Origin of the sequence: Cupriavidus sp. UYPR2.512 (genome assembly GCF_000379565.1) — a bacterium.
Lineage (GTDB): Bacteria > Pseudomonadota > Gammaproteobacteria > Burkholderiales > Burkholderiaceae > Cupriavidus.
The window spans coordinates 78252-95608 of the sequence record NZ_KB902964.1 but is presented as its reverse complement, the minus strand read 5'-3'; the positions used below and the strand labels follow the sequence as shown (position 1 = coordinate 95608).

The following is a 17357-nucleotide window of genomic DNA, read 5'->3' as shown; positions in this document are numbered from 1 at the left end:
CCGGTGCTTACCCCGGTGCCTTGACCAGGGCATCCCACTGCAGGGCAAGCCGCTCCAGCGTGAAATGGCTTGCCTTGTGGCGGCCACCGGCGCCAAGGCGGCTCGCCAGTTCCGGTTGCCGGATCACCGTCAGCAGCGCCTTGGCCAGCGCATCGGCATCCTCCGCGGCAACCACCAGAGCATCCTGTCCTGGAACGAGCAGCTCCCGGGGGCCGGTCTCGCAATCGGTCGATACGATCGGCAGGCCGAAGGCCATCGCTTCGATCAGCACCAGCCCGAACCCCTCATAGCGCGAACTCAGGCAGAAGACCGACGCCCGCCCATAGGCCTGCGCCGGATCATGGCAAATACCTGGCAGGCTGGCCCGGTCTTCCAGTCTTAGCTGGCCGATCAGCGCAGTGAGGGCAGGGCGCTCTTCGCCTTCGCCGTGGATGACCAGTTGCCATTCCGGTTCCGCTTGCGCCACCTGCTGCCAGGCGCGCAGCAAGACGTCGAAGCCTTTCGCCTGGACCAGCCGGCCCATGGCCAGCACGGCCTTTTTTATGCGCGGCGCGGGTTCGGCGGGCATCGGAAATGGCAGCGGATTCGGGAGGCAGACGACCTCGCTGCGCGGCCGCAGTGCCTCAAGCCAGCGGCGGCGGTCCCGCTCGGTCAGCACGACTACCTGCCGGCAGAACTGCGCGGCCAGCCGGCGTGCCACCTTGCGTGCCGGCTTGCCCAGATCCTCGTCGAAGTGGCAATGCTCCCACGCGATATGGTGCAGGGCCAGGCCAAGGGTGGCCGGCAGCACGAAGAGTTCGAGCATGGTGTCGACCTGTACCAGTACATCGATCCGATGTTCAATGCAGTGCCGGCGAATGCCGGTGACCGTGGCGAGATAGGCGCGCTTGAAGGAAGGGCGTTGCGCGAACAGCGCTTCGTGGCGGATGCGCGGATGCAGCGGAAACTGGCTGGCAGCGTCCCAGAGGCTCAGGATCGTGACGTGATGGCCAAGGTCGGCCAGCGCATTAGCGACGGTTGCCGTCATCCGTTCCGCGCCGGCCATCGCATTCAATGTTCCGGTCAGGAAGCAGATGTGGCGTCGTGAGCCCAGGCTCAACTGGCCGCCTGTACTGGCATTGCATCCTTGCGCGCTACAACGTAGGCAAAGCACACGGCCATGATCAGGCTGTAGAAGGCATTGACCAGGGTTGTGGCAAACATGACCTCGGTCAGGCCGAACACCATGAAGCCGAAGCACAGGGCCAGGCCCATGGCACTGGCCACTTGCGCGCCGCGGTCTGCATCGCCAAGGTGGCGCAGGAAGAAGGCCGCCGGTACCAGATACAGTGCAAGGATTGCCAGTAGACCTGGAATGCCAAGCGTGGCCGTAGCATGCAGGAGCTCATTGTGTGAATGCGGCATGGTGGCTGCCAGTGGGGTGATCACATGCTGCGCCCCCAGCGTTTCGAGGGTCCGCTCGAAGTTCTCCGGTCCCACGCCGGTCCAGGGATGTGCTTGTATCAGTTCCAGTGAGGTTCGCCAGAGCTGCAGCCGTATTCCGATTGAGGTGTCCGAGGTTACATGCTGATTGAATTGAGACACTTCGGATACAACCTGTACCGTGCGCTGCTGCACCCACACGCTAGAGAACCATGTGAGGGCCATGACGCCAGCCAATCCAGCAAGGGCCGCCGCCTTGTGCGTTCGCGTCAACCTGTGAGATGCAGCCAGGGCGATGAGGGCTAGCACGGGGATAGCGAGCCAACCGCCACGCGTGCCGCTCATGTATGAGGCGTACAGGCCGGCAAAGCCGGCCAGCAGCTTTAGGCTCGATAGCAGATAGTCTCTGGGGCGATCCCACCCAATTGAAATCAGGGCCAGTATCCCCATCAGCAGGGAAAGATTGCTAAAGGGAATGATATTGGAGACCCCAACGTGATCTGGGCGACCCGCAGCGGCAGCCTGGTGAATCCAAACGGCGGAAAAGAACGTGCAAGCTACAAACCCCCACTGAACGCTTCGCATCCCACCCCTGCCAAGCCGTACCATCCCCAAGACTAGCGGAATGAATAAAGCAAAACGCAGGGATAGATAAGGCACATGCGGCACCTCCACCCCCGTCAGCAGTTGCTGGAGCAGCAAGGCCAGCGGCAGCGCCGCCATGGCCAGCATGAACGTCCAGTGCCGCCGAAGCAGGTCAGCACACTCGGCCAGGCCCTCGCGTCCCCCGGACACGACGGCATAAGCACTCCAGCCGAGCAGCATCGCGTAGCAGGTGTTGCTGAACGACGGCTTGACAAACATGAGAGCTGGGAACGCAGCCAGGATGGCACAGCCGCCCATGTATAGAGCTTTGTCGATCCCATGCGATGGGGATCTCTGCAATCTCGTCATCAAGAGCATGGAGAGAGTATTCCGATGGAAGGGTTGGTGCACGCAAGGCGTGCCGTTCCATCCTTTCATTATTGTCACCGCCTCTTGAGCGGCCGTGCCTTTTGGCCACATTGCTGTGTCAGGCGGGGCGATTATATCGGATGGCCACGGTGGCTTTTCTTGATGCCTCGCATCCTAACCGCCTGAGCTGGGTGAGGCGTTACAGGATGTATGTGCCGTAAGCGGTACTTTTTAATATCGGCGCGTAGGCCGCTTGCTAAACTAGTGATTCCTAGGCGGTGTGCACTTTCCGACATGCACCTTGTCATACCTGCCGACTGCACAAGCCATGCGGCCGTTCTTGCGCGGCTAATCACAGGAGTTCTTCATGCACAGCCGTACCTGCCTGCTTCCCTTTGCTCTGCCTGCCCGCGGCGCGGCCGCTTTGCTGGTGGCAGCGATGCTCGGGGCCTGCACGACCGCGACAGCACCGGACCTCCCCTCCGCCGGCACCAACCTCAACCAGACCCAACCCTCCGGCCCCAGCCGCTGGGAACTGGTGCGCTGGCAGCAGCCCGACGGCGCGCTGCGCGATATCCCGCACGGCGACAACGGCCAGCCCATCATTTTTGAGTTCAATGAGGGCATCGATGCCGCGCAGGGCACGGTCAGCGGCACCAGTGGCTGCAACCGCTTTACCGGGAGCTATGGCAAGACCGACACCGGCATCCGCTTTGACCGCATCGCCGGCACGCGCATGGCTTGCCCGCCGCCGCGCATGGAGCTGGAGTCGGCCCTGCTCAAGGCGATGCAGACGCCGTTTGCCACGGTCGGCACGCAGCCGTCCGCGGGCAGCACGGGGCGGCAGATCATCTGGAAGACCGCTGGCGGCGATTTGCTGCAGTTTGTCGAGCGCGAAGGCGTGGGCAAGCGCGGTGCGAGCGTGGAAGCCGGCGGCGTCGAGAAGGTGGTCTATATCGATTCGCAGCGCGTGGAGTGCTCGGGCGTGGGCAAGATGACGTGCTATCGCTGGCGCGAATCGCCGGAGGCGCCGTGGCAGCTCTGGTATGGCCCGATCGAGGGGCTGGACTTTGAGCCGGGCGTCGCCTACAAGCTGCGCGTGCGTGAGTACCCGGTGCCAAATCCGCCGGCGGATGCGTCGTCGATCCGCTGGCAGCTGCTGAAGGTGGAGTCGCGTACGCGGGCGAAGTAGGGCGCGACGCCGTTCATGCAAATGGGTCGCAGTTGCGGCCCATTTGCATTGCGGCGTTCTCCGGAGGATCAGGTGCGCGGTGCGCCGGCGGGCGTGGCTTCGCGCCGCGTGCCGCGGCGCTCGACCGCGGCGCGCGGGTTTGCCGGGGCCTTGGCGCCGGCCTGGGCGGGCGCGGGCAGCTTGTACAGTGCGCCCGGCGACGAGGTCAGCAGAGTGTTGATCTGCACCACGTCGTCCTCCTGCAGCACGCCAGTGGAGGCCTTCAGCCGCAGGCCGTTCATGATGGTGTCGTAGCGGGCCTTGGCCAGGTCGCGCCGGGTGGAGAACAGTTGCGCTTCGGCGTTGAGCACGTCGATATTGATGCGCACGCCCACTTCATAGCCGAGCTGGTTGGATTCCACCGCGCTGGTGGCCGAGCGTTCGGCGGCTTCCAGGGCCTTGACCTGGGCCAGGCCGTTGGACACGCCGGAGTAGGTCTGGCGGGCCGTCTGTGCGGCGGTGCGGCGCGCGAATTCCAGGTCGCTGGCGGCCTTGTCGGCCAGGGCCAGGGTCTCGCGCACGCGCGACTGGATCTGGCCGCCGGCGAAGATCGGCATGGTCAGCTGCACGCCGATCTGCGAGGCGTTGTAATGGGTGGAGATCGCCTGCGTGGCGCTGCCGGTCTGGTTGGTGAAGCCGTATGAGGCCACCAGGTCGACCGAGGGCAGGTGGCCGGCCTTGGCCTTGTTGGTCTCGCGCTGGGCGGTTTCCAGGTTGTAGCTGGCCAGGTTCACCTGCAGGTTGCTGGTCTCTGCCTGCGTGGCCCAGGCGTTCACGTCGGGCGGCTGCGGACCGGGGATGGGCGCTTCGGGGCGCAGGCCCAGCACTTCGTCGACCGGCTTGCCGGTGATCTGCTGCAGCGTGGCGCGCTTGATCTCCAGGTCGCTCTGCGCGGCGATCTCGGTCGAGCTGGCCAGGTCGTAGCGGGCCTGGGCGTCGTTGGTGTCGGTGATGGTGGCGGTGCCGACCTCAAAATTGCGCTTGGCCTGCTCCAGCTGCTCGGAGATGGCCTTTTTCTGCGCGCGTGCCAGGTAGAGGTTGTCCTGTGCCGCCAGCACGTCGAAGTAGGCCTGCGCGCTGCGCGTGATCAGGTCGAGCTCGGCCTGGCGGAAGCTGACTTCACCGGCCAGCGACGCCAGTTCGCCCTGCTTGTAGGTTTCCCAGCGGTCCCAGCGGAACAGCGGTTGGCTCAGCTGCAGCTGCCAGTTGTTGTTGTTGAAGAAACGCGTGCCGGAGGCACTGGGCGAGCCGCCGATCGGCAAGGAGGCAGTCTGGTCCAGCTTGGTGCGGTTGGCGCCCGCGGTGCCGACCACCTGCGGCAGCAGCCCGGCACGGCCCTGCGGCAGCTTCTCGCGCGTGGCCAGCAGCTGCCCGCGCGCGCTGGCGAACTGTGCGTCATTGGCTTGCGCATCGCGATAGACCTGCAGCAGGTCGGCCGCGCTTGCCGGTGCCGCGGGCATCATGGCCAGCAGCGGGGCAAGCAGGGAAACCGCGATCGCCAGGCGTGTCCGGATCACTCCGGGCAGGGCGTTGGGCGCAAACGTCATGAAAGCTCCAGGTTGCCGGGCGCGGGCCGCGGGCTACAGTCGTTTCTTCTTGGTGTTGCTGCGCTGGACTGCCGCTTCAGTACTTCGGCATGGCCGGGTCGACATCGCTGGCCCAGGCGTCGACGCCGCCGGTCAGGTTGTAGACCTTGGCGTAGCCCTGGCGCTCCAGGTAGGCCGCCACCTGCATGCTGCGTGCGCCGTGGTGGCAGATGCAGACGATGTCGGCGTCTTCGTCGAGTTCGGCCGCGCGCGCGGGGATGTCCCGCATCGGGATGTGGGTGATGCCGGGCATGGCGCAGGTCTGCACCTCCCAGCCTTCACGCACGTCGAGCAGGACCGGCTTGGCGCGGCTGGCATCGGCCAGCCACTTGGCCAGTTCGGTCGCTTTGATGACCTGCATGGTGGTTCCGTCCTCAGAACTGGAATTGCGACGGCCGGGCCGCGCCCTGCAGGGGCTTGACCGCGGTTTCGAACAGGTTGACGACCTGGTATTCGGTCTCGGACACGCGCGTGACCAGGCGTGCTTCCATCACCGGCAGCTCGCCGATGAAGGCGGCGATGCGGCCGCCCACCTTGACCTGCGACAGGATCGACTGCGGAATCGCCGGCAGCGAGCCCGAGATGCAGATCACGTCGTAGGGCGCGGCCGCGCTCCAGCCGTCGGCGGCGTTGCCTTCGGCTACATCGACGTTGGTGACGCCGGCGTTGGCCAGGTTGGTGCGGGCCAGCTCGACCAGCCCGGGCACGATGTCCACGGTCAGCACGTGGCGCGCGCGGTTGGCCAGCAGGGCGGCCATGTAGCCGGAGCCGGCGCCGATTTCCAGCACGTTCTCATGCTTGCGCACGGCCAGGTCCTGCAGGATGCGGGCTTCCACGCGCGGCGCCAGCATGTTCTGCCCGGCGGGCAGCGGAATCTCCATGTCGACAAACGCCAGCGAGGCGTACGCGGCCGGGACGAACTGCTCCCGCTTGACCACCGCCAGCAGGTCCAGGATTTCCTGGTCCAGCACGTCCCACGGGCGGATTTGCTGTTCGATCATGTTGAATCGGGCTTTTTCGAGATCCATCTTGCCATTCCTTACCAATGCCAACCGCTGTCGGTCTGTGCGCCGGCCGCGCGGTGCCACGGCCGGACAGTCTTATCAAACCTACTATTTTAACCTTGCAGACGCCGCCAGGCTCATTCCGCGCTGGCCTCCGCCGGGGCTTTAGGTTCCGGCAGGGCTGGCGCCGCGGGCCGGCCGGGCGTGGCCTGCTGCGGGCCCGCGGGCTCGCTGGCGGCCGGCGTGGCGTCCTTGCCTTGCCAGAGCCGCCGCAGCCAGGCCCCAAAATCATCAAGATACGTATAGATCACCGGTACCACCACCAGCGTCAGGATCGACGAGGTAATGATCCCGCCGATCACGGTCTGGCCCATCGGCGCGCGCTGCTCGGCGCCTTCGCCCAGGCTGAAGGCCAGCGGCACCATGCCGAAGATCATCGCCAGCGTCGTCATCAGGATCGGGCGCAGCCGCACGCGCGCGGCCTCCACCAGTGCCGCCTCGCGCGACAGCGGCTGCCTGCCGTCGGCGCCGTCCACATGGCCCTGGCGCGCCTGGTTGGCAAAATCCACCAGCAGGATCGCGTTCTTGGTCACCAGCCCCATCAGCATGATGAAGCCGATGATCGAGAACATGTTCAGCGTCGAGCGGAACAGCAGCAGCGCCGCGAACACGCCGATCAGCGTAAGCGGCAGCGAGGTCATGATGGCGACCGGCTGGAAGAAGCTGGCGAACTGCGAGGCCAGGATCATGTAGATGAAGATCACCGCCAGTGCCAGCGCCGAGACGGCGTAGCCGAAGGACTCGTTCATCGACTTGGTCGAGCCGCCAAAGCGGTACTTGTAGCCGGCCGGCCAGCTCATGCCGTCCAGCGCGGCCTTGACGTCGCGCGCGACTTCGCCGGCCGAGCGCCCGGCCACGTTGGCGGTCAGCTCGACCTCGCGGTTCAGGTCGCGCCGGCTGATCTGGTTGGCGCCGGTGGTCGGCACCAGCTCGGCGATCTGGCGCAGCGGCACCATCCTGGGCGAGCCGTCGGCGTTGGTCTGGCTGCTGGCGATCATCAGCGCGCTCAGGTCGGCCATGCCGGTGCGCGCGTCCCTGGGCAGGCGCACGCGCACGTCGTAGTTCTCGTCATCCGGGGCGCGCCATGCGCTGATGGCGTCGCCGGCCAGCAGCGGGCGCAGGGCATTGCCGATCTGCGCCACGCCCACGCCCAGGTCTGATGCCAGCTCGCGCCGGATGCGCACCTCGATGGTGGGGCGGTCGTCCTTCATGCTCGAATCCAGGTCGGCCAGGCCGCGGATCGCTTTCATGCGCGTGCCTGCTTCCCTGGACAGGCGCCGCAGTTCGTCCAGGTCATCGCCCTGGATCGATACCTGGATCGCCTTCTGGCCGCCGGCGCCGTCGGGCATGCCCACCATGGTCAGCGTGATGCCGGCAATGCCCGCCAGGCGCTGCCGGATCAGCGGGTTGAGCTGCGCGGTGGACAACTGGCGCGAGCGCCGCTCAGTCAGGCGCACCGACACCAGCGCATTGTTGCGGCCCGAGGCATTGCCCGAGTTGATGGTGGCATAGGTGTAGGCCACTTCGGGGAAGGACTTCAGCGCGGCTTCCACCTGCCGCACCTTGGCTTCGGTGACTTCGATGGAGGTGCCGACCGGCGTGGTGAAGCCCACCTGGGTCTCGCCCAGATCGGCATTGGGCACGAATTCCGTGCCGATCAGCGGCACCAGCGCAAAGCTGCCGAAGAAGGTCACCGCGGCGATGATGGCGGTGGCCAGGCGGTGCTTCAGCGCCCAGCCCAGCATGCCGGCATAGCCATTGCCAAGCTTGTCCATCTTTGCCGAGAACCAGTCCAGCAGCCGTCCCACGGTGCGCCCGTACCAGCTTGTCTTGTTGCCGGTGCCGTGCAGGTCCGGGTCGTGCCAGACCGATGACAGCATCGGGTCCAGCGTGAACGAGACGAACATCGAGATCAGCACCGCCGCCACCACCGTGATGCCGAACTGGTGGAAGAAGCGCCCGATGATGCCGCCCATGAAGCCCACCGGCAGGAACACCGCCACGATCGAGAAGGTGGTGGCCAGCACCGCCAGCCCGATCTCGTTGGTGCCGTCCAGCGCTGCGGTGCGGTGGTCCTTGCCCATGAGGTTGTGGCGCACGATGTTCTCGCGCACCACGATGGCATCGTCGATCAGCAGGCCCACGCACAGCGACAGCGCCATCAGCGTGATCACGTTGAGCGTGAAGCCGCACATATACATCACGCCGAAGGTGCCGATCAGCGCAATCGGCAGCGTCAGCCCGGTGATCACGGTGCTGCGCCAGGAGCCGAGGAACAGGAACACGATCGCCACCGTCAGGAAGGCGCCTTCGAGCAGCGTCGATCGCACCTCCCTGACGCTGCTGCGGATGCCGCGCGCGGTGTCGTTGACCACGTTCAGCTGCACGCCGGCGGGCACCAGCTTGCGTGTTTCCTCGGTCATGCGCACCAGGCCGTCGACGGTATTGACGGTGTTCTGGCCCTGTGCCTTCACCACTGACAGGAACAGGGCGCGCTTGCCGTCCAGCAGCGCCAGGCTTTCCTGCTCTTCCTGGCCGTCGCGCACATCGGCAATCTCGCCCAGCGTGACCGGCTGGCCGGCGCGGCGCGCCACGATGATCTGGCGGAAGGCGTCCGGCGTGGGCACGCGGCCCTTGATCTGCACCACGGTTTCCGTGGCCGAGGAACGCAGCTCGCCCGCGGGCAGTTCCTGGTTCTCGTTGCGGATGGCGTTCATCACCTGGTCCACGCCGATGCCCAGCGCCTCCAGCTGCGCGGGCCGGATGCGGATCTCGACCTCGCGCTTGGTGCCGCCCACGATATTGATGGCGCCCACGCCGCGCACCGTCTCCAGCCGTTTGCGCACGATCTGGTCGGCGATGGTGGTCAGCTCGCGCTGGCTGCGGGTGGCGCCCGGTGCGTTGGAGACCGAGAGATAGAAGACCGGCGCGTCGGACGGGTCATAGCGCAGCACGCGCGGCTCTTTGACCTCGTCGCGGAACTGCGGGCGGATCAGCGCGATCTTGTCGCGCACGTCCTGCGCGGCCTGGCCGACGTCGACGCTCAGGTCGAACTTGATGACGACGACCGAAGTGCCCTGGTAGGAGTGCGAGAAGATCTCGTCGATGCCGGAGATGGTGTTGACGATCTCCTCGACCTTGCGCGTCACGTCGGACTCCACCGACTCCGGCGCGGCGCCCGGGTATTCGGTCTGCACCACCACCACCGGGAAGGTGATGTCGGGAAACTGGTCGACCGGCAGCCGCTGGTAAGAGAACAGCCCCACCACGATGAAGGCCATCATCATCATGGTGGCCAGCACCGGGTTGCGGATCGACAGGCGGGTGAACCACATGGCGCGGGTCCCTTACGCCTTGACGCGCTTGACCTGGCTGCCGCTGCGCAGCGTGCCAAGGTTGTTGCGGACGATCTCGGCGCCAGCGTCCAGCCCGGAGACGATTTCCACCATGCCGCTGGCCTCGTCGCGGATGCCAAGCTGCACCGGGCGCTCGGCCAGCGTGTCCTTGTCGATGGCATAGACGAAGGCGCGCTCGCCTTCCGTGCGCACCGCCGAGGACGGCACCGCCACTACGCCGGCATGCTCGCCCAGTACCAGCGCGCCGCGCGCGAACATGCCGGCGCGCAGCGTCTGCTCTGCATTCCCGACGCGGATATAGACCATGATGCTGCGCGTGCCCTGGCTGACGGCCGGGTTGATGCGCACCAGCTTGCCGGTAAAGCGGCCGGCGCCTTCCACGTCCAGCGCCACCGGCTGGCCGACCGCGGCGCGCGCCACGTCCGCCATCGGGATCGGTGCTTCCAGTTCCAGCACGCGCAGGTCGACCACGTCCACCAGGCGCGTATCCGGCGAGACCTTTTCGCCCGGCTGCACCGCGCGCGCTGCCACCATGCCATCGAGCGGCGCCTTGACCACGGTGTCGGCCAGCGCCTTCTGCGCCACCGCCAGGCCGCCCTGGGCCGCGTCAAGGTTGGCGCGGGCCACGTCCAGGTCGGCCTGGTACTTGTCGAATGCGGTCTTGGAGATAAAGCCCTTGCCGACCAGATCGCGGTTGCGCTCCCAGGTCTGGCGCGAGTTCTCGAACTGCCCGCGCGTGGCTAGCATCTGCCCGCGCGCCTGCGCCACCCTGGCCTCGTATTCGGTCGCGTCGATGCGCACGATCACTTGCCCGGCGCGCACCGGCTCGCCTTCGCGCACCAGCACCTCTTTGACCTCGCCGGAGACCTTGGCCTTGACCGATGCCTGGTTCAGCGCGCGCAGGCCGCCCGACAGCGGCAACGAGACCTGCAGATCCTGGCGCGACACGCTGACCAGGTCGGTCTGCAGGAACTCCACGATATTGGCGACCGGAGCCGCCGCCTGCGGCTGGCGCGCGCTGCCGGCCTTGCGCACGGCGGCCGTCGCGCTCAGCGCAAGGGCGATGCAGGCGGCGGTGATCAGCAGGGTCTTTCGCTTCATGTTCAGGGGCCGGGTCGGGGCGCAGGAGGGTCGGGCTCGGCGTCGCTATCCATCCGGGCGGCGGCCTGTTGCGCCAGCATGTCGTTGCGGATACGTTCCCAGATATAGGGGCCGGTTTGCGGCGGCAGCGGGCGATCGCGGGCTTCCCCGGTGGTCAGCCCGAACAGCAGCGTGTCCAGCAGGCTGTCCAGGAAGGTTTCGGGGTCGATGTCCTTCTGCGCGGTGGCACGCAGTGCGCGCTGCCACAGCATCAGGAACAGCAGCGGCGCGCAGATCAGCGTGGTGGTGGGATTGGCTGGCATCGCGCGGAATTCACCACGGGCCGCGCCGCGGTCCAGCACTTTGGCAAACAACTCTTCGGCCGGGACGATCACTTCCTCGCTATAAAAGCGGGCGATGTCCGGGAAATTGGCCGACTCCGCCATGATCAGCTTGGTCAGGCCCGCCACCGGCGTGGCGCCGATCAGGCCCCACCAGCCGCGCAGCAGCTCGCGCAACAGCTCGGGCGTGCTGCCGTCGTAGGCGTCGACCAGGTCGGAGCCGCGCACCAGTGCCGGCACCAGGTTCTCGCGTACCACCGACTTGAACAGTTCTTCCTTATTGGCGAAGTAAAGATAGACCGTGCCCTTGGACACGCCCGCCGCCGCGGCCACGTCTTCCAGCCGCGTGGCCGCATACCCGCGCTCCACGAAGAGGTCGAGCGCCGCGGCCACCAGCTCTTGCGGGCGGGCGGCCTTGCGCCGGCTCCAGCGCGGGGTCTCGGCATGCTTGTGCGGATCGGCGGGCGCTTTCACGGATGTCTTGCGGGTACTGCGGGGCACGGGGGGCGGGTCGGAAAGTTAATAACTTGTGGGTCAGTAATGTAGATTAGCGCCATGAGAGGGTCAAGCACAGGCCGGCGACCCTCGGGAACACACTGAGGCGGCGCTGAGGCTAAATTACGACGTGTGGCTCCTTGTGCGCTTTTTCCGGTGGATGCCCCGGGGCGCGGCTTGCCGCGTTTTCGTTTTCTTACAGGACGGCAGCGGCCCTTCGGGCACAATGTCCTCTTTGTGCCGGCCGCCTGGCGGCCGCCCATCCTGAACCATCGTCATGAGTTGCCGGTCAGACCTTTCCTGCCGCGCGGGTTGCGGCGCCTGCTGCATTGCGCCGTCGATCGCCTCAGCGCTGCCCGGCATGCCTGGCGGCAAGCCGGCGGGCGTGCCGTGCGCGCAGCTGCTGCCGGATATGCGCTGCGCGGTGTTCGGCAGGCCTGACCGGCCTGCGTTCTGCGGCGGCCTGAAGCCGTCGGCCGAGATGTGCGGAGATTCGCGCGAAGCCGCGCTGCACTGGCTGACCCGGCTGGAAATCCTGACCGCGCCGCAGGCCACGCCCGGGCGCCCCGGTCCGCGCGCATGACGCTTGGCACGCGACCCGTATATCCCGCAATCGGAGGCAATATGATCCGGACTTCCAGAAGGCGCTGGCTTGGCGCGGCTGCCGCGGCCACGCTGGCCGTGGGCCTGGCCGCATGCGGCGCCTTCCGCAACGAATACACTTTCTCGCAAAGCCAGCTGCAGGCGGCGCTGGAGCGCAAGTTTCCGTTCAACAAGCGCTATATGGAGCTGTTCGACATCCAGCTGGCCAACCCGCAGCTGACGCTGGACCCGGCGCGCAACCGCGTCAACGTGCAGTTTGACGCCATGATCGACAACAAGCTGTTCTTCAGCCGGGCCCTGTCAGGGCGTTTTGCGCTGGACAGCGGCCTGCGCTATGACGAGCCCACGCGCTCGGTGGTGCTGCAGGACCCCGAGGTGCAGCGCTTCGACGTGCAGGGCATGCCCGCGCAGTTCTCGCGCCAGCTCAACGCGCTGGGCGGCATCCTGGCCGAGCAGCTGCTGCAGGGCTATCCGCTCTATACCTTCCGCGAAGACCAGCTGCGGGTTGCCGGCATGAATGTGGCACCCGGTACAATCACCGTTTTGCCTGACGGCATCAACGTCAAGATCAACCGCCCCTGACCGGGGCGCTCAAACAACAATCCGGGCGGTCCGGCGCACATGCCCGGCAACGCCCATGACTACGTTTCTCCGTTCCGCATGGAAATCGCACTTGCCCTGAAAGCCGTGATACTCGGCATCGTCGAAGGACTGACCGAGTTTCTTCCCATCTCCAGCACCGGCCACCTGATCCTGGCCGGCCAGCTGCTCGATTTCAACGACGAGAAGGGCAAGATCTTCGAGATCGTGATCCAGTTCGGCGCGATCCTGGCGGTCTGCTGGGAGTTCCGCGCGCGCATCGGCAACGTGGTGCGCGGCCTGCGCACCGACCCGCTGGCGCAACGCTTTGCCGCCAATGTGGTGATCGCCTCGGTCCCGGCCATCGTGCTGGCCTTTATCTTCGGCAAATGGATCAAGGCCCACCTGTTCAACCCGGTCTCGGTGGCGCTGGCCTTTATCGTTGGCGGCGTGGTGATCCTGCTGGCCGAATGGCGCGACGCGCGCCGCGGCACGGTCTCGCACCCGCAGGGCAATGCGCTGCTGGAGGCCGCCAAGGCCGGCGCGCCGCGTATTGAATCGGTCGATGACCTGAACTGGCGCGACGCCCTAAAGGTCGGCCTGGCGCAGTGCTTCGCGCTGGTGCCGGGTACCTCGCGCTCCGGCGCCACCATCATCGGCGGCATGCTGTTCGGGCTGTCGCGGCAGGTGGCCACCGAGTTCTCGTTCTTCCTGGCGATCCCGGTGATCTTCGGCGCCACCGTCTATGAACTGTACAAGGCGCGCGCGCTGCTCAACGCCGACGACCTCGGCATCTTCGCGGTGGGCTTCGTCTTTGCCTTCCTGTCCGCCTTCCTGTGCGTGCGCTGGCTGCTGCGTTTCGTCGCCACGCATGACTTCAAGCCGTTTGCCTGGTACCGCATCGCCTTCGGCATCGTGGTGCTGGTGACCGCATACTCCGGCCTGGTGTCCTGGCACGCCTGAGCGGGTTTGCCGCAGGCAATAAAAAAGCGTGGCAGCTGCCACGCTTTTTTATTTCTCCGTCGCCAGCGCTCAGGCGCGCTTGCGGAAGACCACGTCCCACACGCCATGCCCGAGGCGCACGCCGCGCCGCTCGAACTTGGTCACGGGCCGGTAATCCGGCCGCTCGGCAAATCCGTCCGCAGCGGCCGAGGTGTTCTCCAGCAACGGCTCGCCCGACAGCACTTCCAGCATCTGGTGGGCATACTCTTCCCAGTCGGTCGCGCAATGGATATAGCCGCCCGGCTTCAGGCGCGCGGCCAGCACCTTCACCAGCGGCGGCTGCACCAGCCGGCGCTTGTTGTGGCGCTTCTTGTGCCAGGGGTCCGGGAAGTAGATATGCACGCCGTCCAGGCAGTCGTCGGTCAGCATATGCGCGATCACTTCCACCGCATCGTGCTGGAGGATCCGCACATTGCCCAGGCCGCGCTCGTCGATCAGCTTGAGCAGTGCGCCCACGCCGGGCTCATGCACCTCGCAGCCCAGGAAGTTATCTTGCGGCCGCAGGCCGGCGATATGCGCGGTGGTCTCGCCCATGCCGAAGCCGATCTCCAGGATCGACGGCGCCTTGCGGCCAAATGCCGCCTCCCAGTCCAGTGGCTGGGGCGTGTACGGCACCATCATGCGCGGCCCGACTTCGTCGATGGCACGCTGCTGCCCGGTCGAGGTCCGCCCCGCGCGGCGCACGAATGAACGGATCCGGCGCGGATGCGCAACGCCTTCAGGATCGGCAGGAGAGGGTGCGGACGCTTGTCCGGCGCTGTCTACCGGCGCCGCGTCGTCAGCTGGCGTCGGTTCGGTGCTGGGGTCTTGGGGAAGCATGGCAACAAAAAAGCCGCCGGGCAGATCACCGTAATGGTGGCAAAGGCGGCTTGTCTCGACTGGAAGTGGAGCGGGCGATGGGAATCGAACCCACGTCTTTAGCTTGGGAAGCTAAGGTAATGGCCATTATACGACGCCCGCAGAGCATGCCATTCTATGCGGGATCGGGAAGGGAGCGCAAGCCGGGCAAGCCGGCTTGACCGTACCGAAGTGCGCTTTATGGCACTAAAACCCAGTTGAACCGGCCTCCTGGTTCAGTTGGCGAAGTTCACCAGTGAACTGACATACCCCGTCCCGCCCTTGCCCATGTCTTCGACCTCGACGTAGTAAGCCAGCCGGTAGCCGTCTTTCATTGGCACGCCAGCTGTATAACCGCCACCGTCCGCGCGCATCGGCGCCGACTCCCACTTTGCCTTGCGCCAGTCGGTGGCCATGGGGTTGTAGGCGTAGAAGAGCCGCACGCCGACCGGTGCCGCATCGGCCCTGACCCTGGCCTGCACCGCGAACTGCCCGCCCTGCGCCGACCCGCTGGCCTCGATCGCCGGCAGCTTGCGCTCCAGGAACGTATGCGCCAGCCACATGCGCCATGCCGCAAGATGCTTGGCCGAGACCCAGGAGTGGGGCAGGTTGTCCACCGCCAGGAAGGCCTTGTCGCCGGACATCTCCGTCATCATGCTGTTCGGCGTGCCAAGCGCGAAGAACTCGTCGTTGGTGCCGAGCGCGACCAGGAAGCTGGAGCGCATCTGCCTGCGCCACATATACGGGTCGAAGTGCGTCAGCATGCGAAAGCCGGTGGGGTTGTTGATGGTACGCAGCACGGCGTCGGCGGGCTGGAAGCCGGGGCCGGTGCGCTGCTGCGCGGGGCCGCCGACGCCGGGGCCGAACTCGGCGTACTTGCGGGCCAGGAAATACAGGCTGTTGCCGCCGTAGTAGCAAGTGGCCATCACGCCCGCGACGCGGTCAGGGTCGACGCCGGTGGCGATGCTGACGGCGAAGCCTCGCTTGGAGCAACCCATCAGCACCGCGCGCTCAGTGCGCACGCCGGGCAGAGCGTGCATCAGGGTGATGGCGCGCAGGTAGGCCAGCGCGATCGGGTAGTAGCCGTTCCAGGTCAGGTCGCCGGTCTCCATCACCTGCTTCAGCGCGTAGCCGGTCAGGTCGGATTCGTTCAGGCCCCAGTAGTCTTCGGCCGGGTTGGCGAACAGCATCACGGGCATGCCGAGGTCGATGGCGGTGCCTTCCGCGTACTCTGCTTCGGTGTTCAGGCCGGTGCCGGGGATGGTGTGGCGCGGCCAGACGGGCTCGTCGAAGAACTGCCGCTCGGTGCCGATGATGCCGGCGTTGCCGCCGCCCTGGTAGCCGTCGGGCACGTAGATGCGCGCCGGGTGCGTCCATGGCAGGCCTTTCCAGTCCTGGCTGGTGAAGCGCAGTTCGATCACGCGCACGCGCTTGCCGGGGCGCGCGCGGCTGGGCACCACGGCGTCGCGGGAAATTGCCGGTGCCAGCGTGCTTTCGTCACGGACTGCCTGCATGTCGAAGAACGCCGCCGGCCCGACCGGCTGCGCTTGCGCGGCGGCGATGCCGGGCAGCCAAAGCAGCGACGCAAGCGCCCAGGCCGCTTGCCGCGCGATGCCCATGATCCGTGTTCTCACGATGTCTCCTTCCTGTAGTGGAAAGGGGCATTGTCTTGAGCGTGGCCATCACCGGCAATTCGCCAGTTTGCATGGCGCCATCACGAATCAATATGACCACCCGGTGCACCTGGGCACTCCGCGTCAGCGGCGCCGTGCCGGTCGCGATGGTGTGCCGGGGTCCTGTCTTGTCACCGCTTCCAGGGCTTCGCGCAGCCTTGCCACGGCGGGCGGCACCTCGATCTGCGCCGGGGTGATGAAGACCAGCCGGCCCGAGGCAAACGGGGTGCGCAGCCGCACTTCCCGCACCATCGACATGGCCTGGTAGTGGGCCAGCGCCGTGGCTGGCGCCACCGTCAGGAAGCCGCTGGCGGCGGTCATGGCCAGGTTGGTGTGGAACGAGGCCGATTCGATATGCGGCACCGGCGGCAGCTGGCCGCTGTCGAGGAAGGGCTGTTCGAACACGTCGCGCGTGTGGGTGCCGCGCGGCGGCAGGATCCAGGGACCTTCCTGCAAGTCCGCCAGCGCGGCCTCGCGGCGTCGCGCCAGCGGGTGGCCGGACGCGCAGACCACGGCCAGGTATTCGTCGCGCAGCGGGGTGATGTGGACCCTGGCCTTGAACTGGTCGGTGTCATCCTTCTGCAGCCGGCCGACGATGCAGTCGAGTTCGCCTTCGCACAGCATCGCGGTCAGGCCGCCGACGGTATGTTCGCGCACCGCCAGGCGCGGCAGCGCGTCCTGGGCGCGCAGCCGTGCGACCGCCTGCGGCAGCACGTCAACGCCCACCAGCGGCAGCATGCCCAGGCGGACCAGCGGCACCTCGGGGCGCGCCTGCAGCGCCTCGCCGGCGGCGTCGATCGCGCCCAGCACCACACGCAGCCGCTCCAGCGCGCGTTCGCCCGCGGGGCTCAGCCGCCCGCCGCGCGTGGTGCGTTCGATCAGCTTGCAGCCGAAGGCGTGCTCCAGCTCCTGCAGCATCTTGGTGACGGCGGGCTGGCTGATATGCAGCGCTTCGCCGGCCGCGGTCAGCGAGCCGCTGCGCGCCACCAGGTCGAGCAGGCGCAGGTGCCGGATGCGCAGCCGGTCGATCCGGTTGGACGAGGGGCTGGCTGCGCGCACGGGGGAGGTGGTGTTCATAACAAAATGTGATGGCTCTATCAAAACTGGATAATTGTTTCGAATGACCCGGCGCCG

At 66.7% G+C, this 17357-nt stretch carries 15 protein-coding genes and 1 tRNA gene; 4 read left to right on the top strand and 12 right to left on the bottom strand.

All coding sequences use genetic code 11. The features are described 5' to 3' along the window. Nucleotides 1-7: 7 nt before the first annotated feature. Both A3A5_RS0114230 and A3A5_RS0114225 read right to left on the bottom strand, forming a co-directional pair. Nucleotides 8-1099 (bottom strand): glycosyltransferase family 4 protein, encoded by a 1092-nt coding sequence (locus A3A5_RS0114230; protein ID WP_026200777.1) that lies wholly within the window; start codon nt 1097-1099, stop codon nt 8-10. After that, entirely contained in the window at nt 1096-2445 is a 1350-nt protein-coding gene (locus tag A3A5_RS0114225; RefSeq protein WP_232431348.1) for an O-antigen ligase, read from the bottom strand. Before A3A5_RS0114225 ends, A3A5_RS0114230 begins: the two co-directional genes overlap by 4 nt. A gap of 298 nt (nt 2446-2743) precedes the next feature. Between A3A5_RS0114225 and A3A5_RS0114220 the strand changes: the two genes are divergently transcribed. Next, the gene (locus A3A5_RS0114220; protein WP_018311232.1) at nt 2744-3568 is read left to right on the top strand and encodes an META and DUF4377 domain-containing protein; all 825 of its coding nucleotides are present in this window, start codon (nt 2744-2746) and stop codon (nt 3566-3568) included. A gap of 68 nt (nt 3569-3636) precedes the next feature. On the opposite strand, the gene A3A5_RS0114215 is transcribed toward A3A5_RS0114220, so the two are convergent. From A3A5_RS0114215 to A3A5_RS0114190, 6 genes are all read right to left on the bottom strand, one after another. Next, complete coding sequence (locus tag A3A5_RS0114215) at nt 3637-5154, bottom strand: TolC family outer membrane protein (protein WP_018311231.1); 1518 nt, start codon at nt 5152-5154, stop codon at nt 3637-3639. A gap of 76 nt (nt 5155-5230) precedes the next feature. Beyond that, nucleotides 5231-5554, bottom strand: coding sequence for a rhodanese-like domain-containing protein (locus tag A3A5_RS0114210; RefSeq protein ID WP_018311230.1), 324 nt, complete (start codon nt 5552-5554; stop codon nt 5231-5233). A gap of 13 nt (nt 5555-5567) precedes the next feature. Further along, nucleotides 5568-6221, bottom strand: a complete 654-nt coding sequence (locus A3A5_RS0114205; protein WP_018311229.1) for a protein-L-isoaspartate O-methyltransferase — start codon at nt 6219-6221, stop codon at nt 5568-5570. A gap of 113 nt (nt 6222-6334) precedes the next feature. After that, nucleotides 6335-9592 (bottom strand): efflux RND transporter permease subunit, encoded by a 3258-nt coding sequence (locus A3A5_RS0114200; RefSeq protein ID WP_018311228.1) that lies wholly within the window; start codon nt 9590-9592, stop codon nt 6335-6337. Between the two features lie 12 nt (nt 9593-9604). Then, entirely contained in the window at nt 9605-10714 is a 1110-nt protein-coding gene (locus A3A5_RS0114195; RefSeq protein ID WP_018311227.1) for an efflux RND transporter periplasmic adaptor subunit, read from the bottom strand. 2 nt (nt 10715-10716) lie between these two features. Then, nucleotides 10717-11535, bottom strand: coding sequence for a TetR/AcrR family transcriptional regulator (locus A3A5_RS0114190; RefSeq protein ID WP_026200776.1), 819 nt, complete (start codon nt 11533-11535; stop codon nt 10717-10719). A 271-nt stretch (nt 11536-11806) separates the two neighbouring features. On the opposite strand from A3A5_RS0114190, the gene A3A5_RS38550 reads away from it, so the two are divergent. The 3 genes from A3A5_RS38550 to A3A5_RS0114170 all read left to right on the top strand — a co-directional run bounded on the left by A3A5_RS38550 (nt 11807) and on the right by A3A5_RS0114170 (nt 13674). Continuing rightward, the gene (locus A3A5_RS38550; protein WP_035812602.1) at nt 11807-12112 is read left to right on the top strand and encodes a hypothetical protein; all 306 of its coding nucleotides are present in this window, start codon (nt 11807-11809) and stop codon (nt 12110-12112) included. A gap of 41 nt (nt 12113-12153) precedes the next feature. Further along, nucleotides 12154-12714, top strand: coding sequence for a DUF1439 domain-containing protein (locus A3A5_RS0114175; protein ID WP_018311223.1), 561 nt, complete (start codon nt 12154-12156; stop codon nt 12712-12714). A gap of 78 nt (nt 12715-12792) precedes the next feature. After that, complete coding sequence (locus A3A5_RS0114170) at nt 12793-13674, top strand: undecaprenyl-diphosphate phosphatase (RefSeq protein ID WP_026200775.1); 882 nt, start codon at nt 12793-12795, stop codon at nt 13672-13674. 69 nt (nt 13675-13743) lie between these two features. Here the strand turns inward: A3A5_RS0114170 and trmB are convergent, their stop codons facing one another. From trmB to A3A5_RS0114150, 4 genes are all read right to left on the bottom strand, one after another. Beyond that, nucleotides 13744-14532 (bottom strand): tRNA (guanosine(46)-N7)-methyltransferase TrmB, encoded by a 789-nt coding sequence (gene trmB, locus A3A5_RS0114165; protein WP_026200774.1) that lies wholly within the window; start codon nt 14530-14532, stop codon nt 13744-13746. 66 nt (nt 14533-14598) lie between these two features. Further along, nucleotides 14599-14673, bottom strand: a tRNA-Gly gene (locus A3A5_RS0114160). 113 nt (nt 14674-14786) lie between these two features. Then, nucleotides 14787-16184, bottom strand: coding sequence for a PhoPQ-activated protein PqaA family protein (locus A3A5_RS0114155; protein ID WP_232431347.1), 1398 nt, complete (start codon nt 16182-16184; stop codon nt 14787-14789). Nucleotides 16185-16307: 123 nt separating this feature from the next. Further along, a complete protein-coding gene (locus tag A3A5_RS0114150) occupies nt 16308-17300 on the bottom strand; it encodes a LysR family transcriptional regulator (protein ID WP_018311219.1) in 993 nt (330 codons plus the stop codon). Nucleotides 17301-17357: the final 57 nt, after the last annotated feature.